General features: G+C 46.6%; 21 protein-coding genes, 1 pseudogene and 1 other annotated feature. Of the genes and pseudogenes, 17 read left to right on the top strand and 5 right to left on the bottom strand.

All coding sequences use genetic code 11. From position 1 onward, the window contains the following. Positions 1-78 precede the first annotated feature (78 nt). The 3 genes from C7R73_RS08800 (at position 79) to C7R73_RS08815 (ending at position 5,942) form a co-directional block, all read left to right on the top strand. Entirely contained in the window at positions 79-2,952 is a 2,874-nt protein-coding gene (locus tag C7R73_RS08800) for an alpha-L-rhamnosidase (RefSeq protein ID WP_106450146.1), read from the top strand. Between the two features lie 133 nt (positions 2,953-3,085). Beyond that, positions 3,086-4,795, top strand: coding sequence for a glycoside hydrolase family 3 protein (locus C7R73_RS08805; protein WP_106450147.1), 1,710 nt, complete (start codon positions 3,086-3,088; stop codon positions 4,793-4,795). A 214-nt stretch (positions 4,796-5,009) separates the two neighbouring features. Continuing rightward, positions 5,010-5,942: an alpha/beta hydrolase gene (locus C7R73_RS08815; protein ID WP_106450149.1), complete on the top strand. Its 933-nt coding sequence runs from the start codon at positions 5,010-5,012 to the stop codon at positions 5,940-5,942. 230 nt (positions 5,943-6,172) lie between these two features. Here C7R73_RS08815 and C7R73_RS08820 read toward each other — a convergent pair whose 3' ends face one another. Beyond that, positions 6,173-6,742, bottom strand: a complete 570-nt coding sequence (locus C7R73_RS08820) for a histidine phosphatase family protein (protein ID WP_106450150.1) — start codon at positions 6,740-6,742, stop codon at positions 6,173-6,175. A 422-nt stretch (positions 6,743-7,164) separates the two neighbouring features. Here C7R73_RS08820 and C7R73_RS08825 point away from each other — a divergent pair, with 422 nt between their 5' ends. Further along, positions 7,165-8,379, top strand: coding sequence for an MFS transporter (locus tag C7R73_RS08825; protein WP_161525911.1), 1,215 nt, complete (start codon positions 7,165-7,167; stop codon positions 8,377-8,379). A 193-nt stretch (positions 8,380-8,572) separates the two neighbouring features. Here C7R73_RS08825 and C7R73_RS08830 read toward each other — a convergent pair. Then, positions 8,573-8,857: pseudogene (locus C7R73_RS08830) on the bottom strand ((4Fe-4S)-binding protein); the annotation flags it as partial. 263 nt (positions 8,858-9,120) lie between these two features. Between C7R73_RS08830 and C7R73_RS08835 the strand changes: the two are divergent. The 8 genes from C7R73_RS08835 (at position 9,121) to C7R73_RS13890 (ending at position 16,860) form a co-directional block, all read left to right on the top strand. Further along, positions 9,121-9,411 (top strand): hypothetical protein, encoded by a 291-nt coding sequence (locus tag C7R73_RS08835; RefSeq protein ID WP_106450153.1) that lies wholly within the window; start codon positions 9,121-9,123, stop codon positions 9,409-9,411. 33 nt (positions 9,412-9,444) lie between these two features. Further along, a complete protein-coding gene (locus tag C7R73_RS08840; RefSeq protein WP_106450154.1) occupies positions 9,445-10,524 on the top strand; it encodes a hypothetical protein in 1,080 nt (359 codons plus the stop codon). Between the two features lie 131 nt (positions 10,525-10,655). Continuing rightward, positions 10,656-11,819, top strand: coding sequence for an ATP-grasp domain-containing protein (locus tag C7R73_RS08845; protein ID WP_192875252.1), 1,164 nt, complete (start codon positions 10,656-10,658; stop codon positions 11,817-11,819). 15 nt (positions 11,820-11,834) lie between these two features. Next, complete coding sequence (locus tag C7R73_RS08850) at positions 11,835-12,584, top strand: esterase family protein (protein WP_106450156.1); 750 nt, start codon at positions 11,835-11,837, stop codon at positions 12,582-12,584. A gap of 561 nt (positions 12,585-13,145) precedes the next feature. Continuing rightward, positions 13,146-14,144 carry a LacI family DNA-binding transcriptional regulator gene (locus tag C7R73_RS08855; protein WP_106450157.1) on the top strand — a complete coding sequence of 333 codons (999 nt, stop codon included), beginning with the start codon at positions 13,146-13,148 and terminating at the stop codon, positions 14,142-14,144. Between the two features lie 80 nt (positions 14,145-14,224). Continuing rightward, positions 14,225-15,208: a dihydrodipicolinate synthase family protein gene (locus C7R73_RS08860; RefSeq protein ID WP_106450158.1), complete on the top strand. Its 984-nt coding sequence runs from the start codon at positions 14,225-14,227 to the stop codon at positions 15,206-15,208. 116 nt (positions 15,209-15,324) lie between these two features. Continuing rightward, complete coding sequence (locus tag C7R73_RS08865) at positions 15,325-16,572, top strand: Nramp family divalent metal transporter (protein WP_106450159.1); 1,248 nt, start codon at positions 15,325-15,327, stop codon at positions 16,570-16,572. A 162-nt stretch (positions 16,573-16,734) separates the two neighbouring features. After that, positions 16,735-16,860, top strand: a complete 126-nt coding sequence (locus C7R73_RS13890; protein WP_275658096.1) for a hypothetical protein — start codon at positions 16,735-16,737, stop codon at positions 16,858-16,860. A gap of 83 nt (positions 16,861-16,943) precedes the next feature. Here the strand turns inward: C7R73_RS13890 and C7R73_RS08870 are convergent, their stop codons facing one another. After that, complete coding sequence (locus C7R73_RS08870; RefSeq protein ID WP_106450160.1) at positions 16,944-18,770, bottom strand: glucose PTS transporter subunit IIA; 1,827 nt, start codon at positions 18,768-18,770, stop codon at positions 16,944-16,946. Positions 18,771-19,039: 269 nt separating this feature from the next. On the opposite strand from C7R73_RS08870, the gene C7R73_RS08875 reads away from it, so the two are divergent. Further along, positions 19,040-20,239 carry an enolase C-terminal domain-like protein gene (locus C7R73_RS08875; protein ID WP_106450161.1) on the top strand — a complete coding sequence of 400 codons (1,200 nt, stop codon included), beginning with the start codon at positions 19,040-19,042 and terminating at the stop codon, positions 20,237-20,239. Positions 20,240-20,254: 15 nt separating this feature from the next. On the opposite strand, the gene C7R73_RS08880 is transcribed toward C7R73_RS08875, so the two are convergent. Further along, positions 20,255-20,962: a GntR family transcriptional regulator gene (locus C7R73_RS08880; RefSeq protein ID WP_106450162.1), complete on the bottom strand. Its 708-nt coding sequence runs from the start codon at positions 20,960-20,962 to the stop codon at positions 20,255-20,257. Between the two features lie 104 nt (positions 20,963-21,066). Here C7R73_RS08880 and C7R73_RS08885 point away from each other — a divergent pair, with 104 nt between their 5' ends. Continuing rightward, positions 21,067-21,714: a bifunctional 4-hydroxy-2-oxoglutarate aldolase/2-dehydro-3-deoxy-phosphogluconate aldolase gene (locus C7R73_RS08885; protein WP_106450163.1), complete on the top strand. Its 648-nt coding sequence runs from the start codon at positions 21,067-21,069 to the stop codon at positions 21,712-21,714. Positions 21,715-21,810: 96 nt separating this feature from the next. Here C7R73_RS08885 and C7R73_RS08890 read toward each other — a convergent pair whose 3' ends face one another. Then, positions 21,811-22,380: an NADPH-dependent F420 reductase gene (locus tag C7R73_RS08890; protein WP_106450164.1), complete on the bottom strand. Its 570-nt coding sequence runs from the start codon at positions 22,378-22,380 to the stop codon at positions 21,811-21,813. 190 nt (positions 22,381-22,570) lie between these two features. Here C7R73_RS08890 and C7R73_RS08895 point away from each other — a divergent pair, with 190 nt between their 5' ends. The 3 genes from C7R73_RS08895 to C7R73_RS08910 all read left to right on the top strand — a co-directional run bounded on the left by C7R73_RS08895 (position 22,571) and on the right by C7R73_RS08910 (position 25,381). Continuing rightward, complete coding sequence (locus C7R73_RS08895; RefSeq protein ID WP_106450165.1) at positions 22,571-22,930, top strand: putative quinol monooxygenase; 360 nt, start codon at positions 22,571-22,573, stop codon at positions 22,928-22,930. Positions 22,931-22,953: 23 nt separating this feature from the next. Further along, positions 22,954-23,814 carry an SDR family oxidoreductase gene (locus C7R73_RS08900; RefSeq protein ID WP_106450166.1) on the top strand — a complete coding sequence of 287 codons (861 nt, stop codon included), beginning with the start codon at positions 22,954-22,956 and terminating at the stop codon, positions 23,812-23,814. 199 nt (positions 23,815-24,013) lie between these two features. Beyond that, positions 24,014-24,273, top strand: a binding site (T-box leader). Positions 24,274-24,334: 61 nt separating this feature from the next. Beyond that, positions 24,335-25,381 carry a uroporphyrinogen decarboxylase family protein gene (locus tag C7R73_RS08910; protein WP_106450168.1) on the top strand — a complete coding sequence of 349 codons (1,047 nt, stop codon included), beginning with the start codon at positions 24,335-24,337 and terminating at the stop codon, positions 25,379-25,381. Positions 25,382-25,450 lie beyond the last annotated feature (69 nt).

The raw sequence follows: 25,450 nt of genomic DNA on the forward strand, positions 1-25,450 counted from the left end.
GTTATTCAAGAAGGCTTAGATTACAGCAATCATTCGCAACAAATCAAGAACGAGAAAAAATGAAAACGGAGGCAAATCATGAACATACAGAAATTACGCACAAACCATTTGGAAAATCCGCTGGGCTACTTGTTGGATACGCTGAGCTTGTCCTGGATCGTGTCCGGGAAAAATGAGCCGGGAATGGAAACGAAAGTAGTGATAGCGGCTGATGCTGCCTTCGCAGATATCCTGTTCGAAAGCGAATGGCTCGAAGAAATCAACTCGTTGGATTTCCAACCAGAAATCAGCTTGCTTCCCCAAACGCGCTACTATTGGAAAGTTATCGTCCAATCAGCTGCGGGGGGGCTTGCCGAAAGCGAGCCGGCTTGGTTTGAGACAGCGAAGCAGTCGGGTTCGTGGACAGCGCAATGGATTACTCCTGGCGAAGATCAAGAAGCACAGCCGATTTTAAAGAAACAATTTGTGCTGGAAAAAGAAGTCGTGGATGCGCGTTTGTACATCTGCGGATTGGGTTTGTACGAATTTGAAATGAACGGTCAGCGGACGCATGACGAGTACCTCTTGCCGGGTTATCATGCGTATGACTTTTGGCAACAATACCAGACGTTCGATGTGACGGACAGTCTGAAAAGCGGCGGTAATGCGCTGGGGATCATGCTCGGGGATGGCTGGTACAAAGGCCGTTTCGGCTTTGACGGCGGCTACACCAACCTGTACGGGGATCAACTGAAGCTGATTTCCGAACTGCATCTTACCTACGCGGACGGAACAACGGAGACCATCATCAGCGATGATTCCTGGCTGACGAAACCGGGCCCAGTCCTGAAAAGCAGCATCTACGACGGCGAGTTGTACGATGCGCGCAAAGAAGTTGCCGATTGGTCCGTTTACACGGAAGACCTTGCGGGATGGCAGAAGGTTGCGGTGTTGCCAGATGCAACTGACAAACTCTCCGCTCGCTTGAGCCCGGCCCTGAAATATGTCGAAAGCATGGTTCCGGAGGTGATCCAGTCACCCGCCGGCGAAACGATACTGGATTTCAAACAGAATATGGTCGGTTGGATAGCCTTCAAGACGCAGGGGCCGGCCGGAACGGAAATCGGCTATGAAGTAGGGGAAGAGCTGCAGGATGGCAATTTCTACAACGATAACCTGCGGACCGCGGAAGCGAAGTTCACTTACATCAGCGACGGAAGCGAAAGAATCGTCCGTCCGCACTTCACGTTCTATGGCTTCCGCTACGCAAGACTGATCGGATTCGATCAAGATGTCGATCCGGCCGATTTCATCGGCTACGTGATCCATAGCGACTTGGAAGTGACCGGGGAAATCGAGACGGCCAATCCCCAAGTGAATCAATTGATCAAAAATGCGCTTTGGGGGCAAAAAGGTAATTTCCTGGATGTGCCGACGGATTGCCCGCAACGGGATGAACGGATGGGCTGGACAGGCGATGCGCAGATTTTTGCCCGCACAGCCAGCTATAACATGTACACACCGGCATTTTACCGCAAGTTTATGCACGACTTGCGCCTGGAACAGGAACAATTGGATGGATCGATTCCCTTCGTCGTGCCGATGCTGAAACCCAAAAATTCGGAAGGCGGTTTTATGGGAGCCGGGGCAGCGGCTTGGAGCGATGCAGCGACTGTGATTCCGTGGGTTCTGTATGAACAGCACGGCGACCTCTCGCTGTTGAAGGAGCAATACGCCACGATGGTCGATTGGGTGGAATATGTCTACCGCGAAGATGAGCGCAGCGGCTCGAACAGACTTTGGACGACCGGCTTCCAGTTCGGCGATTGGCTGGCCTTGGATGGAAAGAACCCGAAAGCACCGATCGGCGGGACCGATCCGAAACTGGTAGCTTCTGTCTACTATTATTATTCGACAACCCTTACGGCCAAGGCTGCCGCAGCTTTAGGCAAGCCGGCGGATGCCGAAAAGTACACGTCGTTGGCGGAAAGCATAAAAGCCGCCCTTCAGGCTGAATTTTTGACTGCGAAAGGCCGCTTGGCTGTGAATACGCAGACCGCCTATGTCCTGTTCCTCTACTTCGATCTGGTCCCGCAAGCAAGCCTGAGCCGCGTCATTGCCGATTTCGAAGCGAAACTGTTGGAGGATGATGTCCATCTGAAGACAGGCTTTGTCGGAACGCCTTATCTCTGCGAGGCCCTCACGAAGAGCGGCTTGACGGAGCTGGCCTACAGCATCTTGTTGAATGAGGATTATCCGAGCTGGCTGTACGCGGTCAACCTTGGCGCTACCACAATCTGGGAGCGTTGGAATTCCGTCTTGCCGGATGGGAAAATCAGCGGCACGGACATGAATTCGTTGAACCATTATGCCTACGGATCGATCGTCGAATGGCTTTATCGTTCGGTGCTCGGCATTCAAGCCGATTCGGAGCAAGCAGGCTACCGTCATTTTTATCTGAAACCTGCCCCAAGCGCGCAACTGGGCGCCGCAAGCGGGGAATACGACTCATCCTCAGGAAAAATCAAGAGTGCTTGGCGCATCCTGGAAGACGGGCAACTGCATTTCGCCTTCGAGGTGCCGACCCAAAGCACGGCTACGATCGAGCTCCCGCACTGCTTAGTCGATGAAATCGCCGAACAACTGCAGGGTCTGGGCATTGCCAAAGCGGAAATCATCCAAAAAGGCGATGGCGTAGCCTTTACGGTTGCCGGCGGGGCATATGAGTTTACCTACATGCCGCTGAAATCCTACAAGGTCAGCTATTCCATTGCGATGACGTACAAAGAGCTCTTGGCGATCAAAGCGACACGCAATGTGATTTTCGAACACTTGCCGATGTTGAAAGGTAATGACCTGGCACTTAACCAATTGGATAGCCCGTTCGAAACGTTTTCCTCGGTTCCGATCGTGCAGCATTTTGTGAATGACCGCGTCCTTGGAGAAATCAATGAGGCGCTGGCAAAACTGTAAAGCGTTGTGTTGCTCAAATACCTTAAAAAATGTCGTGAATGCGAAAAGAATGGACCCTATGCGCTTGCGTTAATGCGTCGGGAACTGCGGTATAATAGGCGTTAAGAAGGAATAACAGTAAAGGTGTGATTTGATGGTACGTTTAACAGAAAAGCCGTTTTTTTTAACGGATGACCAAATTTCTTGGGTAGAAAATACAGTAAGCGAGATGACGACGGAAGAAAAAATCGGGCAAATTTTCTGCCCGATCGCCGGGAATCCAGAAGATCAGGCATTGACCGAATTTGTGCAGAAATACCAACCGGGCGGCATGATGTTCCGCCCGATGCCGGCAAAAGCGATCAGACAGGCGCACGGTGTTCTGCAAAACGAAAGCAAAATCCCGTTGTTGTTGGCGGCCAATCTTGAAGCCGGCGGAAACGGGATCTGCTCGGACGGAACCTATTATGGCCGTCCGATGGGTGTCGCGGCGACAGCCGACGAGCAGGAAGCCTATCAGTTGGGCTTTGTTTCCGGGCGAGAAGCGCAGGCAGTCGGCTGCAACTGGGCGTTTTCCCCGATTGTGGACATCGACATGAACTTCAAAAACCCGATCACGAATGTCAGGACGTTCGGATCGGACGTCAAACAAGTGATTGATTTTTCCCGCCAGCAAATGAAGGGCCTGCATGAGAACGGCATCGCCACGGCAGTCAAGCACTTCCCGGGCGACGGCGTGGACGAACGCGACCAGCATCTGGTGAGCACCGTGAACAGTCTGTCCGTTCCGGAATGGGATGAAAGTTACGGCAAAGTCTACCAAGCCATGATCGAAGAGGGCGCCTTGTCCGTCATGATCGGGCACATCCTCCAGCCTGCCTACAGCAAAGCGCTCAATCCCGCTTTGGAGGACAAAGACATTCTGCCGGCATCCTTGTCGACGGAATTGGTGAACGGCCTGCTGCGCGAGCGCTTGGGCTTCAACGGCGTGGCGGTGACGGATGCGACGCCGATGATCGGCTACAATGCCGCGATGTCCCGCAAAAAGGCGATTCCGACAACGATCAACGCCGGCTGCGACATGATCCTGTTCAACAAAAACATCGACGAAGATTACCAGGCGATGCGCGATGCGGTAAGCACCGGCGACGTATCGATGGAGCGGCTGGATGAAGCAGTCACGCGCATTTTGGCGATGAAAGCAAGCATGGGCTTGGCGGATAAACAACAAGCCAATAGCCTGATTCCTGCGCCGGAAGCGTTGGACATCGTGGGGTGTCCGGAACATCTGGAATTGGCAAGAAAGAGCGCGGACAAAGCCATCACTTTGGTTAAAGACACGCAAAATCTGTTGCCGATCTCACCGGAGAAAACGCCGCGTGTCCGGGTCTATATGCTGGAAGACCGCTTGAGTGGCGGCTTTAAGGATGGCGGGGCCTCCGAAGGTTCCTTCATCGGAAAACTGAGTGAAGCCGGCTTTTCGGTAGAAACATTCAATTATGAACAATTGAACTTCCATGAAATCTTTGAAGAAGGCGTGGACGATCTGAAGGCGAAAGTGGATCTGGTCATCTATGTCGCGAATTACGATACCGCGAGCAACCAGACGACACGCCGGATCGATTGGATCCGTATGATGGCGGCCGACGCACCATGGTTTGTCCAGGATGTTCCGACCCTGTTCGTATCCTTGGCGAATCCTTATCATCTGTTCGATGCGCCGATGATTAAAACCTACATCAACGGCTATTCAGCGAATGACACAGTGAACGAAATCCTCGTGGATAAATTGATCGGCAAGTCCGAATTCCAAGGCAAGAGCCCGGTCGATCCGTTCTGCGGTGTGTGGGGAACGAACTTATAAGGAGGGGGGCCTCGGAAAGATGAATAATAGTGAGATATTCATGGTTTCAGAGCACCGGAGCCCGAAAAAGATGAATAATAAAAATTTATTCATCTTTCTGGGGCAATCTGGAACGAAAAAGATGAATAACAGAAAGATATTCATCTTTTCGGCCACCCTCCAGCAATCAATTCAATGTGGGATATGCATCAGAACGTATTAAGGAGGCAAAAAAATGATTGTTGAAACGATAAATTTATATCCGGAGCGGGAAGATGTCACATTGACGACTTATGTCCTGCAGGATTCGCCGGAATTGTTGGACGGCGCAACCCGCCCGGCCGTACTGATCTGTCCTGGCGGCGCCTATCTTTCCTGTTCCGATCGGGAAGCCGAACCCGTAGCGATGCGGTTTGCGGCGATGGGCTATCACGCCTTTGTGCTGCGCTATTCCGTTTATCTGGATAAGCACGAACCTTTTGAATCCATTTTTGGAGGAGTCGAAAGACGGGAGCATACTGTCTTTCCTGCCGCAATCCGGGACATCGGCAAAGCCATGCTGACGATCCACGAAAACAGCGAAGCGTGGTTGGTCGATACGGATCGGATCGCACTGTGCGGATTTTCGGCAGGCGCGCACAATGCCGCGACGTATTCGGTCTATTGGGACAAACCGATCCTGACCGATCACTATCAGGTGCCGGAAGAAAAACTTCGCCCAGCCGCTACCATTTTGGGGTATACGTTAAGCGACTACTTGTTCATGAAAGAGACAGAAAAGGATGAAATGGCCACCTTGCTGTTCGATGCATCCGCAATGTCGCTGCTGGGGGAAGCATCCTCGAGTGATAAAAAGCTGAAGGAAGTGAGCCCGGCGTTGTTGGTTACAGAAAAAACGCCGCCAATGTTCTTGTGGGCCACTGCGTCGGATGCGTTAGTCCCGGTTGGGCATACGCTGCGGATGGGCATGGCCTTGTCAGAGCACAAAATTCCTTTTGAACTCCATGTATTCGAGGATGGTCCGCATGGATTGAGCCTTGCCACGCAAGCCACAGCGAACGCCAAAACATTGGTCGATCCAAACGCCGCCAAGTGGATCGATTTGGCGGACGCCTGGCTTTTGAAACGCTTCAGTTTTGAACTGCAGGACGAGATTCGCTGGAGTTAGGAACTGTTTTATTCAGCTTGCGAGCGGATTTAGATGGATAATCGTGAAATATCCATCTTTTCAGGGCAATGGAGGCCGAATAGGATGAATAATAAAAAGTTATTCATCTTTTCGGATTCTCCGGCAACCAATTAAATGTAGGAAATGCGCAAAAAAGTTAAGGGAAACCTCATTATTTCGAGGCACCCCCTTAACTTTTTTCATTTATCCAGATTTGTTTTCAAGAAACTTTAGAACCCATGCCGTTCGACTTCCAGCAGTGCGAAGGTTTTCTCCTCCACGTCGTATTCATACTTGAAGACGCAGCAGTTGGTGATGCCGTCCTTCATCACTTCGTGGGGATCCTGCCAAGCACGCAGAAAGTGGATGCAGGCGCCAGCGTGCGAGACGGCGAGCACATTCTGATGGTCGTCCTGTTCCATGATTTCGGTGCAGGTCTTGACCATCCGCGCCTTCACATCTTCCCCGGCTTCTCCGCCATACTGTACGAAAAAGGTGCTTTTGTCTTTGGGATTTAGGTCTTCGCTCTCGCCTTCGAAGGTGCCGAAATGCATTTCCTTCAGGCCTTTCAGGCGTTGGTAGGGCATCAGTTCGCTTGTCACGATTTCCAGCGTATCACAGGCGCGCTCGGCTGTTGAACTGTAGGCGTGGTCGAGGTCGATCTCATCAAAGTAGGCACTGGCGATTCCGGCTTGCTGGATGCCGAGTTCCGTCAAGGGCGAGTCGCAGGCCCCCTGTATTTTTTTTCGGACGTTGAAAAGGGTCTGGCCGTGACGCATCAGGTATAAAGTTTTTTTCATTGGAGGACCTCCTGGTATGTTGAGCGTATGTATATCAATTATACTACTCGCTTTGGGAGGCAAGTCAACAGGGAGTATCTTCGTATACTCGCTGCTCTCATACATGTGGCTTACGTGATCCGCCGCACTGGTTTTTTCCTCCGGTGAACGGAGGCTACGCCGGAGGACGCCTCACATTATAAGTCTGTGCTCCGACGAGGACTGGCTCGCAGGAGAAGAGGCCGCAAGATACCGCTGTACTCCGGTGGGGCAACCCTCGCCGGAGGAGCGCACCGATTCCGGCGCTCGGCGCAGGAATTCACTTCTGCAAATTTTTTTTTGAAAACGCTTGACCTGGAGTTCACTTCAGGTGTTATGCTTAGCCTAACAAGTTAGCGATTTCAAAACTACGAGGTGCTTTGTCGCGGAAAGGCGGTATCGATTTGAAAAAAGACCTGCTATTGAAAATTTCCATCCTCTCGGCCTCGTTGGTCGTGGTGTCTGGAGGGGCCATTGCTGCCAATATTCCGGCCATGGCGAAAACATTCGCGGATGTTCCACTCCAAACAGTGGAAATGCTGTCGACCATCCCGTCCCTGTTCATTATTATTTCGGTATTGATGAGCAACCTGTTCGCGCGTTATTTGGGTTACAAACGCACGATCCTGATCGGAATCGCAATCGTTCTCGTCTCCGGCATCATCCCGGCGCTGATCGACAATTTTTGGATCATTCTAATATCGCGTGCGCTCTTCGGCTTCGGCGTAGGCATGTTCAATTCGCTCCTCATCGCCATCATCAGCCATTTTTACGAAGGTGACGAAAGGGCGGCCATGATCGGTTACCAGAGCGCGTTTGAGGGGTTGAGCGGGATGTTTATGACTTTCGCCGTCGGACAGCTGCTGAAGGTCCATTGGCAAACCTCCTTTTGGGTCTATCTGATCGCATTGCCCGTCTTCATCCTGTTCCTGCTGTTCGTCCCGAATGTCGCGTATGACGATATCGGGAAAGAAAAAGCAGCGGACGGGGGAATGAAAGCATCGGTCGTCCCAAAAAACAGTGAGCCCGCTCTCGGCAAACGGGACTTCCTTGGTTATATCGTGCTGCTGGTAATAGCCGTCATCATCTACATGTCCATCGCTGTGAAAGGCACGACTTTGATGACCACGCTGGGATACGGCGATGCGACGGACGGCAGCAACATCCTGGCGCTGATCGGGGTAGGAGCCATGTCAGCCGGTTTTCTTTTCGGGAAGGTATACCGGATCACACGGACATATACGCTGCCGATCTCATTCTCCGTCATGAGCGTCGGCATGTTTTTGATCGCGTCATCGAACACGGTCCTGCAGACCAGCATCGCCGCCGTCATCTGCGGCTTTTCCTTCAGGACATTCCTGCCTTATCTTTTCAACAAGGTCAGCACGTCCTCTGCCGGCAACGCGGCTTACCGGACTTCACTCATTTTGGTCGGATTCAATGTTGGCGCAGCCTTCTCACCATACGGTATCGTGGTGTTGGAGCGGCTGTTCCGTTTGACATCGGTGCGCGGTATCTTCTATATAGAAGCGGCGATCCTAATAGGGCTGGCAGTCTTCAGGTTTGTGATGACCCTCAGGAAACCGCGGGAAAATGCGCAGATAGCTGCGGCAGAATAAACGAATATATAAAATTGAAACGTAAAAAATCACCCATTAAGGATCTTGAAATCCTTTGCGGGTGATTTTTTTGGTTAACCGGCTAGTTTTTAGTTTTATCTGGTTGGCAATCATTTTTTTCTTCAGGGTTATCTTCAGTTTGCTCTGGCTTCATTGCTCCCAAGGGGAAGGTCGGCAAGATTTCTTCCGAGCCTTTCAAGCGGTACTTCAGCGCTCCGGACGGGCAAGTATGGATGACGCGCGCCACTTCTTCAGGCGAATCCGCATCAGGCAGTATCCAAGGCTTTCTTTTCGTGTCGAAAATAGCGTGATTCCCCCGCACGCAGTTGCCGGAGTATATGCAGACGCTTAAGTTGAAGTAAACATCGACCTTTTCCCCTGTATATTTTCGGTAACCGTTCGCTAATAGTTCAGACTCATTCATAATAATGGATCCCCTTTCGGACCGCTTGTTGTAAGCGGGTTCATTTGTGTTCATTATATCACTTTGGCCATGAAATCTGTACGGGAATACTTCTTTCAAGACAATTGAAAATTTGGAAATCTTCTTAATAATGCTGTCATTTCAACAGGCATGAAAGTCAAATTTGTGAAATATTGACGACGAATTCACAAAATTGTTTTAGTGTGTATCTGGGTGTATGATAAGTACATCGAAAGGTTGCAACCGTTTCGGATACCCATTTATTTTTTGATCACTGTCCCTTGGGATTTGTCATTCAGAGGAATGGAGTGTTGAAAATGACCAGACAGAAAAATCAGATAATGGTCCAAAGCAAGTTCGTTTGTCAGGAATGCGGAGCGCAGATGGTGCTTTACCGCAAAAGAGCGGAGCAGCGTAAATTGGGGCACGTCAAACACATGCATTGCCCAAATTGCAAGGAAATAAAAGCCTTCACAGAAATCAAAGATTGGGACCGGAATGTCATTTTTTGGGAAGATTACCAAAATGCGCTCTTGAACCATGCAGAAACCGGCGAACTCTGGGAGGCGTTGTGGCTGCGCAGTTCCGAATCGTTATTGCACGGCTGAATGGGATGAAAGTTGAAAGTGAGGGGATTCTGGATGTACGAGGACAACATTTTTGAAGAACATATGGAGACTGCACGGATCGTTTTTGGAATGGATTGGGAGGATTTGTTGGATGAACTGCGTGATTACGAAACGCCGGAGGAGCGATTGGGTGAACTGGATACTCTGGATCCAGGCTTTCCTTTTCTTGAATTGCATTTCCAGGAACTCAGAGTTTTAAATCTTTTAAAAGAAGAATTGTATGATGGAAACGATGATCCGATCGAATTCTACACAAGTATGGCCAACACCTACGGCACAAGAGTGATCGATGACGTCGAATATGCGATCATGGATGACTTCGCCTATCATTATTTCCATGAAATGATGACTGTTGAGGCGGTGGATCGCCAAGGAAGACAGTTCGTCATGGTTTATGGCCTGCCCGATAACTGGGAGGAAATTGAGCGACAGGTAAAGGAAACGCAAGCCGAAAAAGAGTGGAATCCTGGTGTAGAAGATGAAACTGCAGCTACTGACAGCAACGAGATGTGGGAGCACCCGGACATGATCGTCAGCATGAACGATTTCCGCAACGAAATCATCAATCGGGCAGCGCTTGAGTTCCGAAAGAATGGCGTCCCGCTGGAACTGCGTTTTTTCTCCAAAAGAATGTTCGTTGACGATGTGCTTGCCTCGAGGGCGGTCACGCATCAGATGCCTGGCATAATTGCGGTCTTTGAACAGCTCTCCGTGAACTTCAACGATTTCGACCATTTGGCATTTTCGATGGGCGAGAAAAGGATCCGCATCTTTTATGCTGACAGCGATGAAACGATCGACCAAATGCTCTCGACTTGCGGCAGGATAGCGCACGGATCGGCAAAACAGACAGGAATCGGTGATATCTGTCACGACACCTTCCTTGACCGGATCGAACGCGCGTTGTTCGAACTGATCTTCCTCGTCAACAAACCAACGGATGAATTGGCCTTCGTGAGTGGCGTCGCGATGCAACGATTGGATGCTGTCCGGTCAGGAGAAATGGGGTTGGGGGAACTGACTTTGGACGAGGTCAACCGGCTGATGCTCAGCTTTCCGGAGTTGCTGAATTTGGATTGGCTGTTCTCCTAAAAACGAACAGTGCCACAGATCATTATTTATATCAATATTTTCCCTTTTCGTCTGAAAAATGCTTGTAAATATGCCGTCATAATGGTACATTCTCACTATAATCTAATGTTCGGATGAAAGAAGGAAATTCCATGAACTATATATTTATCTCACCCCATTTTCCAAGTAATTTCAAGAATTTCGCAATCGGCTTGAAGCGCGCGGGCGTGAATGTCTTCGGGGTCGCCAGCGAGCCGTTTGAGTTGTTGGATGCTGACTTGCGCGAGAGCCTGACTGAGTATTTCCGCGTCAACGACATGGAAAATTATGACGAAATGCTGCGCGCGGTGGCTTACTTGACTTACAAACACGGCAAGATGGACCGTATCGAATCGCACAATGAATATTGGTTGGCGCAGGATGCGCGTCTGCGTACTGATTTCAATGTGTTCGGCTTCAAGAACGAGGATATGGCCTTCGTAAAACTGAAGTCAGCCATGAAAGAAAAATTCAGAGAAGTCGGCATTCGGGTAGCGCGCGGGCGCGTCATCGGGGACTATCACGATGCCCTCGGGTTATGCCACGAATACGGCTTCCCGGTCTGCATCAAGCCTGACTCAGGCGTAGGGGCGGCGGATACGCACAAGATCCGTTCCGAAGAGGAACTAGGGCACTTTTTCCATGTGAAGAATCCTTATGAATCATATATTCTTGAGGAATTCATCGACGGAAAGATCGTGACGTATGACGGTCTGACCGATGCCGCGGGGAATATCCTTTTTGATGCGACACTTGTATACGAAAAAGCTGTGTTGGAAATCGTCGAGAAAAATGCGGATATGTTCTACTATGTCGACCGCAATATGCCGGCAGACTTGCGCGAAGTGGGAACCAAGCTCGTTCAGGCCTTCAATGTCCGCGAGCGTTTCTTCCATTTTGAGTTTTTCCGTTTACCTGACGGCAGCCTTGTTGCCTTGGAAGCCAACCTGCGTCCGCCTGGCGGGCATACGATGGACATGTGGAACTGGGCAAATGATGTCGATCTCTATGCCGCTTACGGAAATCTGGTTGCGACCGGCAATTTCACGGCGCAGATGAACACGCCTTACTATTGCTGCTACGTCAGCCGCAAGGGCGTCCATCCTTACCGCTTCACGCATGAGGAAGTGATCGCCCGTTACGGAGGCCACGTCGTCCTGTTTGAGGAAATGCCGGGGATTTTTGCGGCCATCATGGGGGATTTCGGCTACGTCATCCGTGCGGCAGAATATCAAGAACTGATGGACATTATCCATATGATTTCCATAACCGAATAGACTGGGGGAAATAAAATGCACGTAGAATATTCATCACAATGGAGCGGTCACTTGAACCGTGAGATGCGTTTCAATCGCTATGGACATGCGGGTAAACCAATCATCGTCTTCCCGTCATCCGGAGGCAGCCATAACGAATACGCGGACTTCGGCATGATCGAAGCTTGCCAGTGGTTCATCGACCAAGGCTTGGTGCAGTTTTATACACCCGACAGCATGGATAACGAATCTTGGCTGTGCGAATGGAAAAGTCCGTACGACCGTGCCAACATGCACGAACGCTATGATCGCTACATCATCGAAGAACTGGTGCCGCACATCAAGCATCAGACGAACCATCAAGGACCGATGATCACGACCGGCTGCAGCATGGGCGGCTACCACAGCCTGAACTTTTACCTGCGCCATCCGGATGTGTTCGACAGCGTCATCGCGCTGAGTGGCCTCTATGATGTCCGTTATTTCTTTGGAGATTACCATGACCGCAACGTCTATGAAAACTCGCCGATCGACTACCTTTGGAATCTGAACGACGGCTGGTTCCTGGATAAATACCGTTCCGGCAACATTATCGTCGCGACCGGACAAGGCAACTGGGAAGAAGTCAGCATCCGCGATACGCGCAAGATTGAAGAAGCGATGCGCTTCAAGAACATCCCCGCCTGGATCGATTTCTGGGGCGAGAACGTCCACCACGACTGGGAATGGTGGCGCGTCCAGATGCCGTATTTCCTGGGCAAACTGAATGAGCAAGGCAAGCTATAATAAATTAGAAACTCCCGTCCTTTCAGGCGAACCTGAAGGGCGGGAGTTTTTGCAGTGGGCGGAATGCTAAGATAGGATGTCAAGCTAAGGCTGCAAAGCCAAACGTTTGAGAATAAATGAACATGGATGCTGTTGTACAGCGATTATAGAGATGTCAACTGAGAGGAGAATAAAAAAGATTATGCAACAAATTGCAGAAAGGCCAAGAACTATTGTCTTTTAATAGGAGTCGGGTCTATAATACAGACATGAAAGAAAGCGATTGCTAAACGAGAGAAAACCTTCACGAAGTTGGAATGATAGTTGCGTTCCAAAAATGATGGGGATGACTTTTATTCAGCAAGAAGCCTATTTTATACCACCTAATCTGCAATCGATTGTAGACTAGGCGCAACTGTTATGGGGGAGAATTTTCTTGTGGCCTTTTTTTAATGGCACATATGCAATCGATTGTAGAACAAGCTCATGGGTCTAAGGGAGTGACTTCCTAAGCCTATTTAAAAATATCCAATCTACAATCGATTGCAGAAAGAGCAATCCTCCAGGAAGGAGAAATTTCTGATGGCTACTTTGAAAGATGTGGCGAAATTAGCAAACGTAGACGCCAGCACAGTTTCCAGAACCCTCAATAATAATTCTTATGTCCATGAAGACACAAGGAGACGGGTCATGGAGGCGGTAGAGCAATTAAGCTATAAGCCAAATTTATTGGCTCAAGGCTTACGCAAGGGGAAACGTCAGTCGATAGGCGTCATCATACCAAGCATCAGCTTATCTATCTTTTCGGATATTGTTCAAGTAATTGAACGGGAAGCAACTAAACTTGGCTACCGTATCATCATCTGTATTTCGGATGACGATCCGGAAATCGAGAAAGAATATATCGAACGCCTGCGAAATGGACTTGTGGACGGTATCATCATTGCGTCGACAGGAAAGAATAATGCTGCGTTACGCAATATTCAAAATAGTGGAATCGCTGTCATCCAGTTGATCCGCAAACAGGATAAGACGCTCAGTAGTATCGTAGCGAATTATCGCTCATCGGCTTATGAAGCAGTCAAGTATCTGGTTTCTCGAGGTTGTAAAAAAATTGGTTTGATAAACGGATCAATGAAAGTGCTTCCGTATATTGAAAGATGCGAAGGCTACAAGCAAGCAATCCAAGCGTTCGGGTTGGAAGCGTATGTGATTGATTCCAAGTCAAAAAAAGAATCTTACTTTGAAGATGGCTATACAGGTGCAAAAAAACTCTTGGAAAAGGATCCCGACATTGACGGCATCATTGTTGCCGCGGATATGCATGGAATCGGAGTCATCCGTTACCTGAAAGAGCAAAAAATCGCCATCCCTGATCAAATCAAGGTGATGAGTCTGACAGGGCACTCGATAGGCGGCATGTTGGAAACAGCGATGACCTCTGTGGAACTGCCTTCCCAACAGATCGGTGAATTGATCACAAAAAGTATTGTGAAGGATATCGAGGCACCCAAAAATGGAAAGCGAATTCCTGTCCATCAAGAATTAGGGGTAACCCTGGTCGAAAGAGAAACAACCTAACTTTGTTCATGACCTTATGTATTGCGCAGTATGTAGGGATGAAAATAAACTAATACATATCATTAAGGAGAGAAATAACTATGGCTAAAGTAAAAAATTGGAAAACAATCTTCCCAGCAATCTCTATCCCATTAAATGATGATTACTCGATAAATGAAGCAGAATTACGTCCTTATGTTCGCTGGTTAGCTTCATTCGACGAAATCGGCGGATTGGTATGTAACGGTCACACTGGCGAAATCACTTCCTTGACTCGCGCAGAACGCGCTCGTGTAGTTGAAATCGTGGCGGAAGAAGTTGGCGACCAGATGACAATCATCTCAGGAATCAACTGCGAAAACACACAAGAGTCCATCGAAATGGCTCGCGAGGCAAAAGAAGCAGGCGCCGACGGTATCCTATTGATGCCTCCGCACATGTGGCTACGCTTTGGAATGAACCCTGCTGCTCCGTTTGAATATGTAAAAGATGTAGCTGATGGTGCCGATATCGATATCATTATCCATTTATATCCAGCAACAAGTAAAGCATTCTATCCAGTAGAAACATTAATCAAGATGGCTACTGAAATTGAACATGTAAAATCCATCAAGATGGGTACGCGTGTAACAGCTCTTTATGAAAATAACATCAGAGAATTACGCAAGCATGCGCCTGAAGTTTCCTTGATCACTTGCCATGATGAAACATTATTGACATCTATGTTCCCAGGCATGGACGGTGCCTTGATCGGGTTCGCTGGATGTATCCCGGAACTGATTACAGAAGCTTGGAAAGCTATGAAAGCAGGAGACTTCCAAAAAATCCGTCACTACGATGACTTGATTTTCCCGATTTCAAAAGCAATCTACGGTGGCGGACAACCATCAGGTGAAGCTCATGCTCGCATGAAAGAAGCATTGGTACAACGTGGCGTTTTCACTTCTGCTCTTATGAGAAAGCCTGTATTGCCGTTGGATCAAGAGGAAAAAGACTGGATCACACAAGGACTTAAGGGCTCTACTGCCGGCGATGTCAGTGCTGAAGTCGCTAAGTTCAAAAAAGAAGAAGCTTTAGTAAAATAATCTGTTTTTCTGACTAATAACGGTGATCGTTTTGATGCTGCAGAGTTTGAAGGGGAAATAATCTTTCTGGCTTTGCAGCTCTTTTTTTACAGATAAGAACTGGGGTGTATAAAAACATGAAAGTTAATGAAAGCGGTTTAGTTGCTTCGGATAGTGTGAAGAAAGCCTCGTTTAAAGAGTTAGTCACAAAAATTGGGCCAAGTATTATTTTGACAGGGATTGTTTTAGGGCCAGGATCAATCACCACGGCAGCTATGTTGGGATCGGATTATGGCTATAAAATGTTATGGCTATTGTTGCCTATTGGCTTTATGGGAATTGCTTTTATGATGACGACTTATCGGATTTCGGTAATGACAGATATGCCCATTATCGCGGCCATCCGTCACTATTATGGACCGCTGGCAGGAATCGTTGTCGGGATCACTACTTTTTTGTCCTGTTTGTTCTTCACCATCGGGAATATATCGGGGACAGGCGCAGGTTTCAGTCTGATTTTCGGGATTAACTGGAAGATCGGTTCCATGATTATGATTGGCGTCATGCTTTATTGTTATTTTTCTAAAGGCGTTTACTCAAAGGTGGAAAAAATTTCGGGTATTTGTGTATTAGCGATGATTGTTGCTTTTTACGCAACTTTAGTGGCGACTGGTGGACCAGATTGGGGCCAAGTTGCCAAAGGATTGGTAACCTTTCAAGCACCCGCAGGCAGTTTATTGGCTGCGCTCGGTTTTATCGCAACCAGTTGTTCCATAACGGCCAGCATGTACGGAACTTATCTCGGCGGCGAAAAGAAATGGAAAAAAGAAGATTATTTCAATGGAGCGATGACTGCGGATGCTGTCTCGCACGTTGTTGAAGTCGTCATGATCAGCGGGGCAATAGTATTGGTAGGCGCCATCGTGTTGAATCCAACCCAGACACAAATCAGTTCAACCAGCGATTTGGCTGCTCTGATCAAACCGATTATGGGCAATTCTTCTAATCTGGTTATGGGAATAGCACTATTAGGTGCAGGCTTCGCTGCTTTGTTAGGCAACACGCAACGTGGCTTGGTTTTCCTTAATGCGGGCTTCGGTAAACCAACAGGGCTTGAAGAAAAGAGTGTGCGCTACGGATCTCTGGCTGTACTTGCTTTTGCGGCAATCGTTGCATTCGTCTACAATGGATCTCCAGTAGAATTGATTTTCTTTGCGAATGTAGCGACATCGATTTCTACTCCGGTTGCAGGCTTGTTCATCTGTTTCTTGATTTGCCGCAAGGAAGTCAATGAAGATTTAGGCTACAAAGCACCGAGACTACTGCAAATATCCATGATTTTGAGCTACATCTTCATTTGTGTATTGACTGTTCTTGCTTTTTAAAATGGGAATAATTTTTAGGGCAACCGAATAGGTTGTCCTTTTTTGCGTGGTTGATACCGGATGCGCATGTCTACGAATCTAGCGGTGACAAGTACTTGCGCGCTATCCTGGAAGAAACGTACCCTACGGATGGCTTGAACTATGTGGGGATGATCCGCAAAAATGCCATCGAAATCTATCTGGAAGGCGGATTATTTGAAAGAGCAATACGGTCTGACTGGGGAAAAAATCGTCGCACAGGCCAAAAATTTGGTGAATCAAAAAGCCAATGTTGGCGTGAACGTGTAATCAAAATAAGGAACGGAAAGCAGGCAATGTCCTGTTTTTCCGTTCCTTTTTTGTTGAAGTATTTAATCTATATCTTGAAAGAACTAAACCAAAATCGCTTTTTCCAGGGGAGACCCGTTCTTATGAAAGCCTTCCATTTTGTATTCGCCTGAAAATTTAGAAACTTTATCCATATTTGTAATGACTACTATGATGGATGAATCTTTCTTTTCATTCACAAGAGTTTGTAGATCCACGTGAGCAATTTTTGTTTGTGGTGTAACAAATTCTCCTTTTTTAACGAATACATCAAATCCCTTTCCGTTTAAACTTACTGTATCGATACCCATGTGAATCAATATTTCTAAGCCGTTATCAGTAGTAATACCAATGGCATGTTTCGTAGGAAATACTGTATTGATAGTTCCACTAACTGGTGCAAAGATATCTCCGGAATTTGATTTCATAGCATAGCCGTCTCCAACTAACTTACTGGAAAATACATCATCTGATACATCTTCTAATGGAACATAGACACCGTCAGTTACTGATAGTAATTCTACTTCATTAGCTAACGAGGTATTTGATTGATTGGGTACCGTCAAATAAACAATGATGAAGGAAAGTACTAAAGCAATCCCAATGCCTAAAACTGCAAAGATGAAGTATTCTCCGATGTAGGCTGGCAAACTAAAAATACTTGAGAGAATATATCCGTAAATTCGAACCCCGAAGAAACTAATGAAAGCAGAAGCAACGGAACTTCCGATAGAAGCAGCAATAAATGCTTTTTTGTATTTTGTTAAAACCCCAAATAATGCAGGTTCCGTAATCCCAAGTAAGCCAGATACAGCAGCGGAGACAATGATTGATTTTTCTTCTTTCGTTTTGACTTTGGTATACATCGCTGCAGTCGCGCCTGTGATAGCCATATTTGCCATCAACATCATAGGCATCAACATGTCATACCCTTGAGTTGCAAAATTTTGTAAGGCGATTGGTGTCATCGCATGATGTAGTCCAGTTAGGATGGCAATTGGACGAATTACTCCGACAACAACACCCGCTAATACTGGCGATATGGTAAATAGCCAGCTTACTCCATCAGCCAATAGATTTCCTAAATGAATACCGATTGGGCCAATGACTACTAATGTGACTATACCGGAAAGAAATAAAGAGATTGTAGGTGTAAAAACTGTCCTTAATACTTCAGGTAAATGTTTGTCAACCCATCGATAAATGTAGCTAAGCGCTAATACCGCAAAAATTATCGGGATTACGGTTCCAGCGTAGTTGAAAACAGGTACTGGTAAAATTCCAAACAATAAGAATTGTGAAATTTCTCCTGCGACAACTGCTTCTGTCATTGTTGGAAATTGTAAGGTAGCTGCAATAGCAATTGCCAAATACTGGTTTGTTTTGAATATTTTTGCGGCGGATACAGCAACAAAGAAAGGCATAAAAGTAAAAACGCCACTTGCTAACATATTGATTACTTGATACGTCGGAGTGGTATTAGAGATCACATTTGATGCAACCAGACCGGCTATTAGCCCCTTGATCATTCCAGCGCCTGCGATAGCTGGTACGATAGGTCCGAAAACACCTGATACAGTATCCATAAATACTGACACTAAACCTTTACTCTTAACCTCTTGCTTAAGCTCATTGCTAGCAAGGTCAAGACCTAATTGCTTTGATAATGGTGTGTAGTAATCTTCGACATTTGTGCCAATAACAATCTGTAATTGATCACTCTGATATTTTGTGCCTATAACTTCAGAGATATTATTGAGATTATCATAGTTAACCTTATGAATGTCTTTAAGGTTAAACCGTAACCGGGTCATACAATGCCAAGCATTGTTAACGTTCTCTATGCCGCCAATATTGTCAATAATCTGCTTTGCAACATCTTCATGTTTCATTATACTCATCCTTCACTCATTTATTTTCGCATAGCTATGTGTCCGCTTGCAAGATGAATCATAGCATAATATATACGATTGTAAAACCAGTCCTAATTACATTGAAATCGCAAAAAAACGTTGATGTATAAGTGTTTTTTGGTTATATAGTTGGAAATTGGACTGGTTCTTTTGCATATAAGCGTTGTTTTTTATTCCAAATTGACAGCGTATATACGGACATGATTCAATAGCAACGTAAGGGACACTAATTTAAGGGATGATGAAAAATGACGCCAACCATAATTACAGATATAAAGAGTTTCGCAATAAAGCCAGACAGACATAATCTAGTTATCGTTAAAATTGAAACAAATAAAGGCATTTCCGGTTTAGGGTGCGCAACGTTCCAATTTAGGCCATTGGCGGTGAAATGCGTAGTTGATGAATATCTAAAACCACTTTTGATTGGTCGAGATGCCAACCAAATTGAAGATTTATGGCAAATGATGACAGTAAATTCATATTGGAGAAATGGCCCTATTACTAATAACGCTATTTCAGGGGTCGATATGGCATTATGGGATATCAAGTCAAAATTAGCTGATATGCCGCTGTATCAGTTGTTGGGTGGGAGAGCACGTACAGCTATTCCTGCTTATACGCATGCAGTAGCTAAGGATTTGGACACTCTTTATGATGAAATTGATAAATTTTTAGAGGAAGGATACAAATATATTCGTTGTCAACTAGGATTTTATGGAGGAAATGCTGAAACTGTAGAAACACCTGAGAATCCGTTGGAAGGATCTTATTTCGATCAAAATGAATATATGAATACCACTTTGGAAATGTTTGAAGCAGTTCAAAATAAATACGGTAATTCATTTCAAATGTTGCATGATGTACACGAAAGGCTTTCTCCGAATCAAGCGGTCCAATTTGCCAAAAAATCAGAAAAATATAATTTATATTTTCTGGAAGATATTCTTCCCCCAAACCAAAATGAATGGCTGGATCAAGTACGCAATCAAACTTCTACACCAATCGCAACAGGCGAATTGTTCAACAATCCAATGGAGTGGAAAGAGCTGATCATCAAGAGAAGGTTAGATTATATGAGAGCCCATGTCTCTCAAATCGGCGGCATAACTCCAGCGCTGAAGCTTGCTCATTTTTGTGATGCTTTTGGTGTTCGAGTAGCTTGGCATACGCCATCAGATATCTCACCAGTGGGATTAGCAGTAAATACTCACTTAAATATCCATTTGCATAATGCTGCAATTCAAGAAAATATCGATATCCCAGAAAATACAAAAAGAATATTCAAAAATATTCCTGAACCCGAGAAAGGTTTTTTCTATCCAATTGAACGTCCTGGTATTGGGATAGATTTCATAGAAGAAATGGCTGAAGAATTCCCTATCGAATATCGCCCGCATGAGTGGACTCAGAGTCGGGTGCCTGACGGGACGCTGGTAACACCGTAGGTAAAGCCAATAGGGTTAACTTTGCCTGGATTTATGTGTTTCTTTGTCAAAAGGGGTGATATAGGTACAAGTGTAATCTATCGCCGTAAGTTCGCTATATTCGTACACTCGCCCATCATCTAACAGACACCGATTTGTAATTTTCATGGCAGGTGTTCCCTTCTTACACAAGAGTAGCTCTGCCTGGTTTTTGGTTACAGCAGTCGGACTATAACTAGTAATATAGTGAGAAATATTATAACCAAGACTTTGAACATACTCTTGGATTGAATGTTCAATATGAACTTGATTCAGATCAGAAAATAGCGAAACGGGCATTTTTGAGACTTCAATTTGTTCGATTTTATAATCAACAACACGTACACGCTGAAATGTCCAAATTTCTTCAGACCGTTCTAACTGAAAGATTTGTTCTTCTTCAGGAGTAGATTTTTCTTTATTAATGGAAATCATTTTTGATGAAATCCTTTTATAAGGAGTTCTGGTCAAGGAATTGAAAATTAACGGATTATTTTGTAGGTTCTCATAAACATACATACCCGAGCCTTGCACGACTTTAATTATACCGATTTCGTTCAAATTTTTAATCGCTTCTTGGATAGTATAACGGGAGACATGATAGGTTTCTGCTAACGCCCGTTGATCAGGTAATTTGCCGTTCGGGAATTGTTTCTGATAGATTTTACTTAATAAATCTTGGATAATAAATTCTTTCTTTTTCACTTTACAAATCCTTTCCTAATGGAACCGGTGATTTACTTGTTCTAAGTATATTTTCTATTCTTGAATTGTCAACATCGTAAAAGAAAAAAGAAAGTGGGAGACAGATGAAACGCGTATCTATTTTGAATCGTTTGGAAAAAACGGGGGTCGTGGCAGTCGTCCGCGGCGCCACGAAAGAAGAGGCTCTGAAGTCCAGCCACGCAATCGTTGCTGGCGGTCTGAAAGGCATCGAGTTGACATTCACGGTCCCGAACGCGGATGAAGTCATCCGTGAGTTGGCGTCAGTCTATAAGGATCAGCCGGAAGTCGTGGTCGGAGCGGGGACGGTATTGGATGCCATCACTGCCCGCCTGGCGATTCTGGCAGGCGCAGAGTTCATCGTCAGCCCGAACTTCGACAAGGAAACAGCAGAGCTGTGCAATTTGTACCAAATCCCTTATCTGCCGGGCTGCATGACGATCACGGAAATGAAAGAAGCACTGAAGAGCGGCGCGGACATCATCAAGCTGTTTCCGGGCAGTGCCTACGGTCCGAGCATCGTGTCGAGCTTCAAAGCACCGATGCCGCACCTCAACCTGATGCCGACAGGCGGCGTCAGCCTGGCGAACATGCAGGAATGGTTCGATGCCGGCGTCATCGCGGTCGGCGTCGGTGGCAATCTGTTGGCACCAGCCGCGACCGGTGCCTTTGATAAAGTGACCGAAGTGGCAAGACAGTACGCGGATAAGTTTGCGGAGATCAAAGGACTCTGAATGAATAAGGAATGCTGAATAAATCTGAATAAACAATAAAAAAGAGGTTGGAACATTTTATTGTTCCAGCCTCTTTAAATTATCATTCTGCTTAAATTATTTCACAATCCCAAACCCACCGGCCCAAGTGATTTCTTCTTTTACGGCCAATGTCATCTGCAGAAACCCGAATGCTTCCAGTTCGCGTGCGCGTTTCAAGCTGCCGGCGTCGACAACAGTCAACGGGCTGTCTTTCAGCGCAGTGATCAATTGCTCTTTCGCGTCTGCAAAATCAGAAGCCAGCAACACGACTGTAGAGATTTCACCGCCGACTTTACCTGAATCCAATGTTCCGGCAAAATTTGTGTTGAAGCCTTTGACAACTTTGCTGTTTGGAAGTTTCTTCTGGATTTCCGAAGCAGCAGAGCCATCTGCCGGCACAACCAATTCGTCCCACGTTTCGAAGTTTAATGGATTGGTGATGTCAATGACAATTTTTCCGTCCAATTGCTCTTTATAATTGCTGATCACATCATCGACTGCAGGATAAGGGACTGCCAATACAACGACTTCATCCAGTGTTGCATCCGTTTCATGTCCAACATAATTCACTGCATTTCCTGCAGCTTCAAAATTCTTTGCGATTACTGCTGCCATATTGCCTTTTCCGAAAATTGTTACGTTCATTTTGGTTCCTCCTGAAAAATTTATTGGGTGTGGAATGGGCTGTTTGTCCCATGCAGTCATTATAGACATTCCAGCTATCAATCTGTAAGTAGGCACTTTTTAATCAGTAGGTTACAAAAAGGTGCGTACTAGTCAGCCGGAATGCTGTCATATAAGATGGGGTTAATTAAATTTGATTGGGGATGTAAGCATGTTTGAACATATTTCGTGGATTTTTGAGTTAACGTTAAATACTAAAGAATTATCCGGTTTGAAAGAGCTGATGAATGAAATGGTGAACGCAACAAAGGAAAATGAGCCAGGCACATTGGCTTATGAATGGACTGTTTCGGAAGATGGAGAAATTTGCCATATTTATGAATGCTACGAAAATGATGAAGCTACTTTAGCGCATCTTGCAACATTCAAAGAAAAATATGCTGCGCGTTTGCTGGCTTTTGGCGATGCAACCAGTTTTGTCGTTTATGGTGCACCGACTGCAGCAGTAATCGAAGCTTTGGACGGTTTTGGAGCTAAATACATGACGCCTATCGGTGGCTTTAGACGTTAACATAAAGGAGCGAGGAATGAGTTATGAAAAACATCGAAGAATTATTAGGCTATCAAGGCAAGACAGTCGTGATCACGGGAGCTGCTTCCGGCATGGCAAAATCCGCCACAGAACTATTATTGAGCCTAGGAGCAAAAGTCTATGCAGTCGATCGCAATGAGACGGACTTGCCCGTATTTCAATTCATTTCGGGGGATTTAGGCCAAAAAGCGACAATCGATGAGGTTGTGGCACAATTGCCCGAGCAAATCGATGCGCTGTTTATGTGTCATGGTGTGGGTATCGGAAAAGGCAAAGAAAAATTCATCCAGATGGTCAATTTTGTCGGGCAACGCTACATGGTTGAAGAACTGTTGCCGAGAATCACAGATGGCGGCTCAGTGACATTCATTTCATCCACTGGCGGTTATGGTTGGGAGCACAACATGCAGCATGTTGGCGAAGTATTGGCTTGCCCAACTTTTGAATCAACTGAAAAATGGGTGGATGAGCACTTGGATCTGTTTACGGATGGGCAGACTCCCGATCCTTATCAGTTTTCTAAGCAGTGCGTCAGCACATATGTGAAAGAAAAAACGCGTGCACCGGAGTTTATCGGCCGTAAAATCCGCATCAACGCGATTGCGCCAAGCTTCACTTCCACAGCTTTGATCAAAGAGTTCAATCTGGCTGCCAGCAATGATGGCACAGAAGCCGGTGGGGCACAAGTGATGCACGATCTGTTCCTGAAAAGCTGGAACGGCCGCGCGGGCTTGCCGGAAGAAATGGGCTATCCCTTGGTGTTCATCGGCAGCGACCTGTTCAGTTATCTGAGCGGCCAAGTCCTTTATATCGACTATGGCATGACCGGAGAATTGGATTATCAAGCTGCTGCGACAAAATGATAGGTAAGAACAGGGGCCGTCTCATTGCGAGGCGGCTCCTTTTGTGCGCATAGAGATGGATAACTGGCCGTTATCCATGTTTTACCCCATTCATAACCAACCCGGTGTTCGCCATTACCTGTCACCCCTGTTCGGAATCGTGTGCTTTTCAGGCCGTGGCTGCGATGATAGACTGTGTCTATGAATCAAAGCCATACAGAAAAAAGCAAAGAAGAGGAAAGTACTTGTTGGATAGTCCTTCAGAGAGCTCTTGGTTGGTGGGAAAGAGCGGACGGCAACACAGGAAAAATGGTCTCAGAGTTGATGCGCTGAAAGGAAGTTTCCTTCAGGCGCGTCCGGACGCCCCCGTTAGACAGGCAACGGTATCGAGGATGATGCATCCTTCTGTACTGGTTGAGATGGCAATCGCAAGGTTGTCATGAAGCAAGGTGGTAACGCGATCTAACCGTCGTCCTTTCTGGAATCGATCCAGAGAGGGCGACTTTTTATTACATTTTATTAAACTTGAGGAGGAAAACATATGGCAGACAATAACAGAAGAAAATTGATTTTTGACGCTTTCGACAACAAAGAAACGGAGCGTGTGCCGGTTGGCTTTTGGTTTCACTTTGTTTTCGGTGATGATCAATTCCGTGGTTTGGAGGACAGATTGGTTTTGGACCGAGTGATCGACGGGCACAAGGATTTCTACGACGCCTTCAATCCTGATTTCGTGAAAATTATGAGCGACGGCTTCTTCGGGCATCCGAGCCTGTTGGAAAAAAAGATCGAGCATGCTGATGACTTATACAACGTCAAGGCTGTGGGGCCGGTCCATCCGTGGATAACGGAGCAGGTCAAAACGGTCAAACAAATCAAGGAATCCTTCAACGGCGAAATCGCAACCTTCTATAATATCTTTTCGCCAGCGAACTATATCCGGATTGCCTTCGAGGCATGGGATAAGGATTCTGAAAAATTCACCCGTTTCTTTGAGACGGACCCAGGCGCTCTCGCTTATGCGGCGAACGAAATCGCCAAGGACGTGGCGCTTCTGACAAGGAAAGTCATCGAAGAAGCAGGTGCGGACGGCATCTACTTGAGCGTGCAGAATGTCCAAACCAGTGCAGCCACGAAAGAAGCCTACCACACCTATATCGCGCCGAGTGAATTGGATGTGTTAGCGGCGGCAAATGCAGTCAGTGACTATAACATTCTGCACATCTGCGGCTATGAGCATAATCAAAACAACTTATCATACTACCAGGACTATGAAGCAAAAGCATATAACTGGGCGGTCCATACAGAAAAAATCAGCCTGAAGAAAGGCAAAGACTTCTTCGGCAACAAAGCGGTAATCGGCGGATTCGACAATAACGCAGGCACGCTGCTGGATGCAGGGAAAGAAGTGGACATCGCCCAATACACAGCCGACCTCATCCAAGAAATCGGCGACACGGGCGTCATCATCGGAGCGGACTGCACCGTCAATCCCGAGATTGAACTGGATCGTTTGACATTGGTCCGGGATACAGCTGCGGGTGTGTCGGGCAAGAATCGCAAACAAACAAGCGCTCTGCATAACTGAGTAAAGAATGCGACGGTGTTCGTCACAGCCGGTCAAGCCTGATAGACAATCGGTATTATTTTTAAAAGA

This window comes from Trichococcus alkaliphilus, assembly GCF_003008695.1.
GTDB classification, from domain to species: Bacteria; Bacillota; Bacilli; order Lactobacillales; family Aerococcaceae; genus Trichococcus; species Trichococcus alkaliphilus.

Coding starts and splice junctions, on each gene's coding strand:
- C7R73_RS08800 (WP_106450146.1), top strand. CDS start 79: ATGAACATACAGAAATTACGCACAAACCATTTGGAAAATCCGCTGGGC.
- C7R73_RS08805 (WP_106450147.1), top strand. CDS start 3,086: ATGGTACGTTTAACAGAAAAGCCGTTTTTTTTAACGGATGACCAAATT.
- C7R73_RS08815 (WP_106450149.1), top strand. CDS start 5,010: ATGATTGTTGAAACGATAAATTTATATCCGGAGCGGGAAGATGTCACA.
- C7R73_RS08820 (WP_106450150.1), bottom strand. CDS start 6,742: ATGAAAAAAACTTTATACCTGATGCGTCACGGCCAGACCCTTTTCAAC.
- C7R73_RS08835 (WP_106450153.1), top strand. CDS start 9,121: ATGACCAGACAGAAAAATCAGATAATGGTCCAAAGCAAGTTCGTTTGT.
- C7R73_RS08840 (WP_106450154.1), top strand. CDS start 9,445: ATGTACGAGGACAACATTTTTGAAGAACATATGGAGACTGCACGGATC.
- C7R73_RS08845 (WP_192875252.1), top strand. CDS start 10,656: ATGAACTATATATTTATCTCACCCCATTTTCCAAGTAATTTCAAGAAT.
- C7R73_RS08850 (WP_106450156.1), top strand. CDS start 11,835: ATGCACGTAGAATATTCATCACAATGGAGCGGTCACTTGAACCGTGAG.
- C7R73_RS08855 (WP_106450157.1), top strand. CDS start 13,146: ATGGCTACTTTGAAAGATGTGGCGAAATTAGCAAACGTAGACGCCAGC.
- C7R73_RS08860 (WP_106450158.1), top strand. CDS start 14,225: ATGGCTAAAGTAAAAAATTGGAAAACAATCTTCCCAGCAATCTCTATC.
- C7R73_RS08865 (WP_106450159.1), top strand. CDS start 15,325: ATGAAAGTTAATGAAAGCGGTTTAGTTGCTTCGGATAGTGTGAAGAAA.
- C7R73_RS13890 (WP_275658096.1), top strand. CDS start 16,735: ATGCCATCGAAATCTATCTGGAAGGCGGATTATTTGAAAGAGCAATAC.
- C7R73_RS08870 (WP_106450160.1), bottom strand. CDS start 18,770: ATGAAACATGAAGATGTTGCAAAGCAGATTATTGACAATATTGGCGGC.
- C7R73_RS08875 (WP_106450161.1), top strand. CDS start 19,040: ATGACGCCAACCATAATTACAGATATAAAGAGTTTCGCAATAAAGCCA.
- C7R73_RS08885 (WP_106450163.1), top strand. CDS start 21,067: ATGAAACGCGTATCTATTTTGAATCGTTTGGAAAAAACGGGGGTCGTG.
- C7R73_RS08890 (WP_106450164.1), bottom strand. CDS start 22,380: ATGAACGTAACAATTTTCGGAAAAGGCAATATGGCAGCAGTAATCGCA.
- C7R73_RS08895 (WP_106450165.1), top strand. CDS start 22,571: ATGTTTGAACATATTTCGTGGATTTTTGAGTTAACGTTAAATACTAAA.
- C7R73_RS08900 (WP_106450166.1), top strand. CDS start 22,954: ATGAAAAACATCGAAGAATTATTAGGCTATCAAGGCAAGACAGTCGTG.
- C7R73_RS08910 (WP_106450168.1), top strand. CDS start 24,335: ATGGCAGACAATAACAGAAGAAAATTGATTTTTGACGCTTTCGACAAC.